Here is an 8,691-nt window from a genome sequence, read left to right on the forward strand (position 1 = left end):
TCAGCCGCCGGTGACAGCGGTGACAGCGGTGACAACCGCGCCCGGGAGCCGCTGTCACTGCTGTCACTTCGTCACTCAGGGGTCGCTGACCTGGAGGAATGCCAGTGACACCGTGCCCGCGGTGCGGTGACACCCGGGGCCCACCACATGGGCGGCGCGACTGTCACTGCGTCACTCCACCTGCCCTGACCTGCACCGATCGCTGTGACACCCCGAGTGACACCTGAACCCGGCTGTCACTCCGCCCGGATGGAGACCCCATGACCCGGCCCACCGCCCGCCTCACCGTCACCGACCTCTGCACCGAACTCGGCATCTCCCGATCCACGTTCTACGACTGGCGCGCCAAAGGACGCGCACCCCGCTGCATCAAGCTCCCCAACGGGGAAATCCGCATCCGCCGTGTCGACTTCGAGAACTGGCTCGACAGCCTGGAAGAGGTGGCCGCCTGATGGACACCACCTATGACGTCCGAATCTGGAAGACCGATATCTACAAGGGCAAGACCACCACGGCGTACACCGTCATGTGGAAGGTTGCGAACAAGCGGTGGAAGAAGCGGTTCAAGACTGCTGCCCTTGCGGACAGTTTCCGTGCTGAACTTCTCAGCGCAGCTCGTCGCGGTGAGGCGTTCGACGTCACGACGGGGCTGCCCGTGTCTGCGGCCCGGCCGACGCAGGCCGTCAACTGGCTGGATTTCGCGTGCAGCTACATGGATATGAAGTGGCCGGGCGCTGCGGCGACGTACCGGCGCGGCATGTCGGAGGCGCTTACGGCCGCGACCGTGGCCATGCTCGACGAGGTGAACGGGCGTCCTGATCCGGTCGTGCTGCGGCGCGCGCTGCATCGGTGGGCATTCAACTCGGCGCGGCGCGATGGGCCGAACCAACCAGGAGACGTTCGGGAGGCGCTGGCGTGGGCACGTCGCCACAGTCGTTCCGTCGCATCGCTGGCCGATCCGGGCGTGCTCCGGTCGGTGCTGAACTCGATCAGTACCAGGCTCGATGGGAAGCCTGCTGCGGCGACGGTAGCTAACCAGCGACGACGGGTGCTCTACAACGCCGCCGAGTACGCGGTCGAGCTGGGACACCTTCCGGCGAATCCACTGGTGGGATTGAAGTGGAAGGCTCCGAAACCGTCAGGCGCAGTCGATCGGCGAACTGTAGTAAATCCTGTGCAAGCGCGGACTCTGCTTGCGGCGGTCCGGCAAACTCGGCGCAGCGGTCCGCGCCTGGTCGCGTTCTTCGCACTTATGTACTTCGCCGCATTGCGCCCTGAGGAAGCCGTAAATGTCCGCGCGGGCAACCTCTCACTGCCTGCGGGGGGTGGCTGGGGTGAAATCCATCTTGACGAGGCGACCCCACACGCTGGTGCCGAGTGGACCAACGACGGAGAGCAGCGAGACCGGCGTCAGCTCAAAGGGCGCGCTCGTGGAGAGCACCGCGCTGTTCCAGCCCCTCCCGAGCTGACAGAGCTGCTGAAACAGCATGTGGACGCGTTCGGGCTGGGCGAGGATGGTCGGCTGTTCCCCGGCGGGCGGGTCGTGGAGCTGCCCAAGATCACGTACATCCGTGCATGGCAGGCCGCCCGCTCGATCGCCTTCACTCCTGAGGTGGCGGCGTCGCCGCTCGCGGCCACGCCGTACTCACTGCGGCACGCGTGCGTCTCGACGTGGCTCAACGCAGGTGTCCCGGCGACACAGGTGGCTGAGTGGGCCGGGCACTCGGTCGAGGTGTTGCTGAAGGTCTACGCCAAGTGCGTCGAGGGGCAGGACACCCAGGCACGTCGCCGCGTGATGGCCGCGCTCGGACGTACCCCCCCGCTGTAGGGCGCCCGGCCGCGCTTGGGAACGTCCTGGGAACAGATGCTCGCTCAAGTCCGCTCACGGCTGGGCACAGCCGGACACAACAAGATCAGCCCCTCGCCAGGTTTTGCCTGGTGAGGGGCTGTTTCTGGTGGTGCCCCCGGCAGGATTCGAACCTGCGGCACCCGCTTTAGGAGAGCGGTGCTCTATCCCCTGAGCTACGAGGGCGCGAGTGCAGGTTACCCGGAAGCCCCGGGCTCCACCTCGCCGCCGTCATCGCCCCGGACAGCGCCCGGACGGGGACGCCGAGCCGGAGAGGGGATCCGGTTTCCTCCGGAGGGTGCAGAATTGCGGCGGCGCCCATTCGTGATATCGACCACTACGACATCGGCAGGCTCCTGCGAGCGTGCGGCGACAGCGATTCTCTCGCAGCTCGTGCGTCGGCGCGCGGGGCTCTGACCAGCGGGTTCGTACACAGTTGATGCGACGAGCCGCTGTCGCCGGAAAGTCGCAGATCACGTTGTCCGGCTGATGCGCCGCACCGGCAACTGCTCCGTGGGGGCGATGGGGAAATCGTTCTAGGGTCCCCGCAGTCGACGGGGGAGGGCCAGTGCGATCGCTGTTCCGGAACACACGGTTCCGCCGGTTGTTCACCGCCCAGGTCGTCGCGCTGGTCGGGACCGGGCTCACGACGGTCGCGCTCGGGCTCCTCGCCTACGACCTCGCCGGCGAGCGGGCCGCTCTCGTCCTGGGCTCGGCGCTGACGATCAAGATGGCGGCCTACGTCGTCGTGGGGCCGGTGGTCGGCGCGGTCGCCGACCGGGCCCCGCGGCGGATGCTGATGGTCGGTGCGGACGTCGTCCGCGCTGCGGTCGTGCTCGTCCTGCCCTGGGTGAGCGAGATCTGGCAGGTGTTCGTCCTGGTCGGGGTGCTGCAGGTCGCCTCGGCGACGTTCACGCCGGTGTTCCAGTCGGTCATCCCCGACGTCGTTCCCGACGAGCAGGACTACGCCGGAGCACTGTCGGCCGCACAGCTCGCGAGCAGCGCGGAGACGGTGCTGAGTCCGTTGCTGGCCGCAGCGGCGGTCGTGGTGACGAGCTACTCGACGCTGTTCGTCGGCACCTGCGCCGGGTTCGTCCTCTCCGCCGTCCTCGTGGCGTCGACGGTCGTCCCGCCGGTAGCGGGCCGTGCCCAGGGCGATTTCGCTACCCGGCTGCTGCTCGGGGTCCGGCTGTTCCGGGCGATCCCGCAGCTGCGGGGGCTGCTGGCGCTGAACGTCGTCGTCGCCGCGGTGGGGGTGGTGTCACTGGTGACGACGGTGAACGTCGTCCGCGACCTGCTCGGGGGCACCGAGGCCGACGTCGGGCTGCTGCTCGCTGTGTCCGGCGCGGGGACTGCCGCGGCGGCGCTGACCTCCCCGTGGCTCGCTCGACGGCTGCCGGTCCGGACGGTGATGCTGGCCGGCGCGGCGATCTCCTGCCTGGCGGCCGGGGCGACCCTGCTGCTGGCGGCGGCGCCGTCGTGGACGACCGCGACGCTCGCGTGGGCGCTGATCGGCTTCGGCCCGGGGTGGATCATGGTCAACACCGGTCGTCTGCTGCGCACCTCGGCGGGTCCCGGTCAGCGGCCCGCCCTGTTCAGCGCGCAGTTCTCGCTCTCGCACGCCTGCTGGCTGGTCACCTACCCGCTCACCGGCTGGCTGGCGGTCACTGCCGGCTGGGCGGTGACCTGGTCGGTTCTCGCCGCGATCGCCGTCGTCGCGCTCGGGGTGGCGGTGACGGTCTGGCCGACGGCCGGCGCCGATCTCGTCCGGCACCGTCACGACCACGACGCCGATCACGCCCATGTCGTCACCGCGCGCCGGTCGGTGCACGGCTGGACGCACGCGCACCGGCTCGTCGTCGACGACCAGCACCCGCACGGACCGGTCCCGGTATGACCGTTCAGGCCGGCGGGAGCAGACCGTCGGCGACCTCCCGGGCCGCGCGGATCGAACCCGGTCCGCGCTCGACCACCGCCGTCGCGACCGCGCCCTCCAGGAGGATCATCAGGGTCCCGGCGAGCGCGGCCGGATCGGCCGTGCCCAGCCGCTCGACCTGGGCCTGCAGGTAGCTGCGCAGCGCGGTCTTGTGGTGCCGGACGACCTCGCGGGCCGGGTGGTCGAGCCGGGGCAGCTCCGAGGCCGCGTTGAGGAACGCGCAGCCGCGGAAGTCCTCCCGGGACTGCCAGGTCTCGTAGGCGTCGAAGACGGCCAGGATCCGGTCCCGCGGCGACGCGTGGTCGGCGGTGATCCGGTCGATGTCGGACTGCCACCGGCGGTCGCGGTCCCGCAGGTAGGCGACGACGAGCCGGTCCTTCGAGCCGAAGTTCGTGTACAGCGCCGTCTTGGTGACGCCCGCCTCGGCGGCGACGGTGTCCACCCCGACCGCGTTGATGCCGTCCCGGTAGAAGAGCCGGGACGCGGCGTCGAGCACCTTGGCTCCGGCGTCGCCACGCCGTGTGCGTGCCATGCGGCCCTCCTCGGCCAACCGAACGGTCTGTTCTGGTCACGAACCCTACCAGCGGCGACCGTGACAGCGGGCGGTTCGAGTTGCAAACGAACAGACAGGTCTGTTCACTAGCGGCATGACGGCGACCTGCGAACGCCCCGGACCCACGACCGACCGGCCCTGGTGGACGACCGCGCTGCTCGGCGCGGGGGTGATCGCGCTCTGCTACGGCGTCGCCCGCTACGCCTACGGGCTGTTCGTGCCCCGCTTCACCGAGACGTTCGGCCTGACTCCGGCCGCGGTCGGCGTGCTCGGCGGGCTCTCCACGGCCGGCTACGTCCTCGGGCTGCTCGCCGCTCCGGCGCTGTCGGCGCGGTCGGCGCGCGGTGCCACGGTCGCGGCCGCCGTCTCCGCGACGGTGGGGCTGCTGCTCATGGCCCTCGCCCCGGGAGTGGTGGTGTTCGGTGTCGCGATCGTGGTGGCGGGAGCCGGGGCCGGCCTCGCCACGCCGGGGGTGGCGCAGCTCGTCGTCGAGACGGTCGGTGTCGCCGCGCGCACCCGGGCGCAGTCCTGGGCGAACACCGGTACCGGAGCGGGGCTCGCGCTGACCGCGTTCACGCCGCTGCTGCCGGGGGACTGGCGGGCCGTCTGGCTCGGGTTCGGCCTGGTCGCGGTCGTCGTCACGGCTGCCGCCGCATGGCTGCTGCCGCGGGGGGTCCCCGAGGCGGCGCACACGGAGCGGGGACGCGGCCGGGCGCTCCCACTGCTGGCCGTCGCCGGGTTGCTGGGGGTGGTCAGTGCGCCGTACTGGACCTTCTCGACCGCGCGGCTCGACGAGCTCGGGGCCGGGCCGGTCCTCGGAACCGTCGCGTGGTGTGCGATCGGTGTGGTCGGCGTGCTCGGCGGCGCGGTGGGACGGGCGGCGCAGCGGCACGGGCTGCGGGCGGTCGGGCTCGTCGTCTGGACCCTGTTCTCGGCCGGGATCGCCCTGCTCGCCCTGCCGGAGCCGGGCCTGCTCGGCGCGATCGTCTCGGCGGGCCTGTTCGGCGCGGGCTACATCGGGCTGACCGGGCTGTGCATCCTGTGGGCCGCCCACATCGTCCCGGGAGCTCCCGCGCGCGCGGTGACCTGGGCGTGCCTCGCCCTGGGGGTCGGTCAGACGGTGGGCTCGCCGCTGGCCGGGGCCCTGGTCAGCCGGATCGGGACAGCCGGGACGCTCGCCGTCGCCGCCGCGCTGGGCCTGCTGGCCTGGGCACAGCTGCACCCGCGGCTGGCGCCGCCGGACGCGTACCGGGCCTGAACGACGACGTCCCCCGGTGCGGCCGTGCCGCACCGGGGGACGGGGTCAGGGCCGGGATCAGCGACGGGTCGGGGTGCGGCCGTGCGTGACGGCGTTCCAGGTGTCGATGCCCACCCAGATCTCGCGGAGCACGTTCCCGGTGCGCTGGGCGGCGTCCCGCAGGGTCTCGGGCCAGGACGGCGTCGGGGTCTCGTGGGTGGTCATCGGCTACCTCCTCGTAGTGGTCGACTCGGAAGCTGCTCTGTCCGATTCGCACCACGAGAGTAGCCAGTGAGACTCCGATGTATCAAGAGTTACGATCGTGTGTCACGCCTCATCCTCTCGGAGCAGCGGTCTCCACGACCCCGGCCAGCAGGGTCCGCTCGGTGACCCCGACGATCTCCTGCCGGGCGAGCCTGCCGTCGTGGGCGGCGAGCACCGACCGGGTCAGCAGGGCGTAGAGCGCCTCGGTCATCCACGTCGCGGACAGGGTCACGCAGAAGACCCCGCTCCGTTGGCCGCGCTGGAACAGCTCGACGAGCAGGGTGTCCATCTCGGCGTAGCGGGCCAGGACCTCGTCGCTGGACTGGATGCGCTCGGCGAGCACCCACAGGTCCACCGAGGGCAGCAGGCCGACGATGACCCGGCGCACCGCCTCGATCGGGTCGCCCTCGTCGGTCCGGGCCTCCCGGATCGCGGCGATCCCGCGCTCCACGCCCATCTCGCTGAGCTCCTCGAGGAGCGCCTCCCGGCCGTCGACGAGCCGGTGCAGGGTCGCCCGGCTGATGCCGGCGCCGGTCGCGATCTCCGACATCGACGCGGCCGGGTTCTGCACGAGCACGGTCGCGGCCGCGAGGAGCACGTCGTTCCGCTCGATGGCCACGCCGGAGACGGTAGACCTCCGTGCGTCAGACCATCGCAGCCGTTCCGACCTGCGGATTCGCCCGGAAGAAGCGGACCATCGCGTCGACGTGCTCCTCGAAGGGCGGGCAGTGCACGCCCAGCGGGCCCAGCATCGCTGTGGTCGCGTCGGTGTCGTAGTGCGACGGGTGGGTCAGGTACTCCAGCGTGCTGGAGGGGACCTTGAACAGCCGCCCGACGCCGGGCACGTGGTCGATGGAGAACGCGGCGAGTCCGACCGGCATCGGCACCACGCGCAGCTGCTTGCCGAGCCGGTCGGCGAACACCTCACACATCTCGGTCACCGTCGGCGGGGCCGGCTGCGCCAGCGCGAACGTCCGGTTCACCGCCGGACCGTGCCCGGCCAGCGCGGCGATCCCGTCGACGACGTAGTCCGAGGGCACCAGGTTGAACCGGGTCCGCGCCGCCGCCCGGGGGAGCGGCACGAACGCCGTCCGGCCCTGCCGGGCCATCAGCTGCAGCAGGTAGTACGGGCCGTCGAACTTCTGCGTCGCCCCGGTGACCGAGTCCCCGACGACGACCGACGGCCGGTAGATCGACACCGGCAGGCCGGCGTCGCGGGCCTTGACCACGACGCGCTCGGCCTCGTGCTTGGTGTGGTCGTAGTGGTTGGCGAAGCGCTGGCCGAGCTCCAGATCGGTCTCGGAGAAGATGCCGTCGTAGCGGCCCGAGACGTAGCAGGTCGACACGTACTGCAGCCGGACCAGCTCCGACGCGGCCTCGGCGAACCGCACGACGTGCCGGGTGCCCTCGACGTTCACCGACCACGCGATGTCCGCCGGCACCGAGAGGTCGTAGACCGCGGCCAGGTGGAAGATCTCCAGCGGCCCGCCGAGCAGTCGCTCCCGTTCGGCCTGCTCCAGTCCCAGCCCGTCGACGGTGATGTCCCCGACGACGAGGTCGGTGCGCCCGGCGATCTCCGGCGCCTCGCGCTCGATCCGCGCCAGGGTCGTGCGGGCCTGGTCCAGGAACTTGGCCTGCACCAGGGCGACCGCGCGCGAGTCCGGCGCGCGGCGCAGTGTCCGCGGCAGCAGGGCCGACCCGAGGAAACCGGGGAACCCGGTGAACAGCACGACACTCATCTCGGCACCGCCCTTCCGCGCGGCCTCCGTGCCGCGCCGTCGCTCCGCGGGACGGTATCCGGTACCGCCCGTACCAACCGGGTGACTGTGACCGACATCTGCCGACCGACATCTGCCGACCGACATCTGCCGACCGACATCAGCCGACCGACATCAGCCGACCAGGATCGGCCGTCCGGAATCGGCCGTCCGGGATCAGTCGGCCCGGATCAGCGACGCGGCGTGGTCGGGCACGTCGCGCTGCACCTCGCGCGGCGGACGCTCGTAGCTCGTCGACGGCACCCGGTCCGGCAGGGTCAGCACCCGTCGCTCCACCGGCTCCCAGGGGATCGAGCCCAGCAGGTGGTGGATCATGTTGATCCGCGCGTTGCGCTTCTCCTCGGCCTCGACGATCCACCACGGTGCGTGGTCGGTGTCGGTGTGGATCAGCATGTCGTCGCGGGCGCGGGAGTAGTCGTCCCACCGGGTCATCGACTCGAGGTCCATCGGCGAGAGCTTCCACTGCTTGAGCGGGTTCCCCAGGCGCTCGGTGAACCGCCGCGCCTGCTCGTCGGCGCTGACCGAGAACCAGTACTTGCGCAGGTGGATGCCGTCCTCGACGAGCATGTTCTCGAACACCGGCGCCTGGCGCAGGAAGCGGCGGTACTCGGTCTCGGTGCAGAACCCCATCACCCGCTCGACGCCGGCGCGGTTGTACCAGGACCGGTCCATCAGCACGATCTCGCCGGCCGCGGGCAGCTGCTCGACGTAGCGCTGGAAGTACCACTGTCCCTTCTGGCGCTCGGTCGGAGCGGGCAGCGCGACGATCCGCGCGAACCGCGGGTTGAGGTACTGGGTGACGCGCTGGATCGCACCGCCCTTGCCGGCGGCGTCGCGCCCCTCGAAGACCACGACGACCCGTGCGCCCGAGGCCCGGACCCACTCCTGCATCTGCAGCAGCTCGCCCTGCAGGCGGAGGAGCTCGGCGTCGTAGATCTTGCGCGGCAGTTTCCTGGTCGCCATCGGGACACCCAACCAGATCGGTGCACCCGTCCCTAGCTGTGATGTCCAGGGAGGTTGTCCCGTCCGGGGGCGGTGAGTCTGGCTGACAGACGAAGGCCTCCGGTTGTGGGTCAC

At 71.1% G+C, this 8,691-nt stretch carries 9 protein-coding genes and 1 tRNA gene; 4 read left to right on the forward strand and 6 right to left on the reverse strand.

Annotated elements, in window-relative coordinates; all coding sequences use genetic code 11:
• The first annotated feature begins 260 nt into the window (after positions 1 to 260).
• Positions 261 to 452 carry an AlpA family transcriptional regulator gene (locus tag FVA95_RS26425; protein ID WP_149666541.1) on the forward strand — a complete coding sequence of 64 codons (192 nt, stop codon included), beginning with the start codon at positions 261 to 263 and terminating at the stop codon, positions 450 to 452.
• Entirely contained in the window at positions 452 to 1,828 is a 1,377-nt protein-coding gene (locus tag FVA95_RS26430) for a tyrosine-type recombinase/integrase (protein ID WP_149666542.1), read from the forward strand. Before FVA95_RS26425 ends, FVA95_RS26430 begins: the two co-directional genes overlap by 1 nt.
• Before the next feature lie 128 nt (positions 1,829 to 1,956).
• Here the strand turns inward: FVA95_RS26430 and FVA95_RS26435 are convergent.
• Positions 1,957 to 2,032: transfer RNA gene (locus FVA95_RS26435), tRNA-Arg, on the reverse strand.
• A gap of 382 nt (positions 2,033 to 2,414) precedes the next feature.
• On the opposite strand from FVA95_RS26435, the gene FVA95_RS26440 reads away from it, so the two are divergent.
• The gene (locus tag FVA95_RS26440) at positions 2,415 to 3,743 is read left to right on the forward strand and encodes an MFS transporter (protein ID WP_149666543.1); all 1,329 of its coding nucleotides are present in this window, start codon (positions 2,415 to 2,417) and stop codon (positions 3,741 to 3,743) included.
• A 4-nt stretch (positions 3,744 to 3,747) separates the two neighbouring features.
• Here the strand turns inward: FVA95_RS26440 and FVA95_RS26445 are convergent, their stop codons facing one another.
• Positions 3,748 to 4,314: a TetR/AcrR family transcriptional regulator gene (locus FVA95_RS26445; protein ID WP_149666544.1), complete on the reverse strand. Its 567-nt coding sequence runs from the start codon at positions 4,312 to 4,314 to the stop codon at positions 3,748 to 3,750.
• 115 nt (positions 4,315 to 4,429) lie between these two features.
• Between FVA95_RS26445 and FVA95_RS26450 the strand changes: the two genes are divergently transcribed.
• Positions 4,430 to 5,593, forward strand: a complete 1,164-nt coding sequence (locus FVA95_RS26450) for a YbfB/YjiJ family MFS transporter (protein ID WP_149666545.1) — start codon at positions 4,430 to 4,432, stop codon at positions 5,591 to 5,593.
• A gap of 57 nt (positions 5,594 to 5,650) precedes the next feature.
• Here the strand turns inward: FVA95_RS26450 and FVA95_RS31075 are convergent, their stop codons facing one another.
• From FVA95_RS31075 to ppk2, 4 genes are all read right to left on the reverse strand, one after another.
• Positions 5,651 to 5,797 (reverse strand): hypothetical protein, encoded by a 147-nt coding sequence (locus FVA95_RS31075; protein ID WP_161992463.1) that lies wholly within the window; start codon positions 5,795 to 5,797, stop codon positions 5,651 to 5,653.
• A gap of 109 nt (positions 5,798 to 5,906) precedes the next feature.
• Positions 5,907 to 6,455 (reverse strand): TetR/AcrR family transcriptional regulator, encoded by a 549-nt coding sequence (locus FVA95_RS26455; RefSeq protein ID WP_149666546.1) that lies wholly within the window; start codon positions 6,453 to 6,455, stop codon positions 5,907 to 5,909.
• 25 nt (positions 6,456 to 6,480) lie between these two features.
• Complete coding sequence (locus FVA95_RS26460) at positions 6,481 to 7,575, reverse strand: SDR family oxidoreductase (protein WP_149666547.1); 1,095 nt, start codon at positions 7,573 to 7,575, stop codon at positions 6,481 to 6,483.
• Positions 7,576 to 7,770: 195 nt separating this feature from the next.
• Positions 7,771 to 8,577, reverse strand: a complete 807-nt coding sequence (gene ppk2 / locus FVA95_RS26465) for a polyphosphate kinase 2 (protein WP_149666548.1) — start codon at positions 8,575 to 8,577, stop codon at positions 7,771 to 7,773.
• Positions 8,578 to 8,691 lie beyond the last annotated feature (114 nt).

The organism is Pseudonocardia sp. EV170527-09 (genome assembly GCF_008369905.1).
GTDB lineage: Bacteria > Actinomycetota > Actinomycetes > Mycobacteriales > Pseudonocardiaceae > Pseudonocardia.

What these genes read in the sequence shown, in the direction of transcription:
- FVA95_RS26445 (WP_149666544.1), bottom strand. Translation starts at nt 4,314, where the DNA reads ATGGCACGCACACGGCGTGGCGACGCCGGAGCCAAGGTGCTCGACGCC.
- FVA95_RS26450 (WP_149666545.1), top strand. Translation starts at nt 4,430, where the DNA reads ATGACGGCGACCTGCGAACGCCCCGGACCCACGACCGACCGGCCCTGG.
- FVA95_RS26425 (WP_149666541.1), top strand. Translation starts at nt 261, where the DNA reads ATGACCCGGCCCACCGCCCGCCTCACCGTCACCGACCTCTGCACCGAA.
- FVA95_RS31075 (WP_161992463.1), bottom strand. Translation starts at nt 5,797, where the DNA reads ATGACCACCCACGAGACCCCGACGCCGTCCTGGCCCGAGACCCTGCGG.
- ppk2 (WP_149666548.1), bottom strand. Translation starts at nt 8,577, where the DNA reads ATGGCGACCAGGAAACTGCCGCGCAAGATCTACGACGCCGAGCTCCTC.
- FVA95_RS26460 (WP_149666547.1), bottom strand. Translation starts at nt 7,575, where the DNA reads ATGAGTGTCGTGCTGTTCACCGGGTTCCCCGGTTTCCTCGGGTCGGCC.
- FVA95_RS26430 (WP_149666542.1), top strand. Translation starts at nt 452, where the DNA reads ATGGACACCACCTATGACGTCCGAATCTGGAAGACCGATATCTACAAG.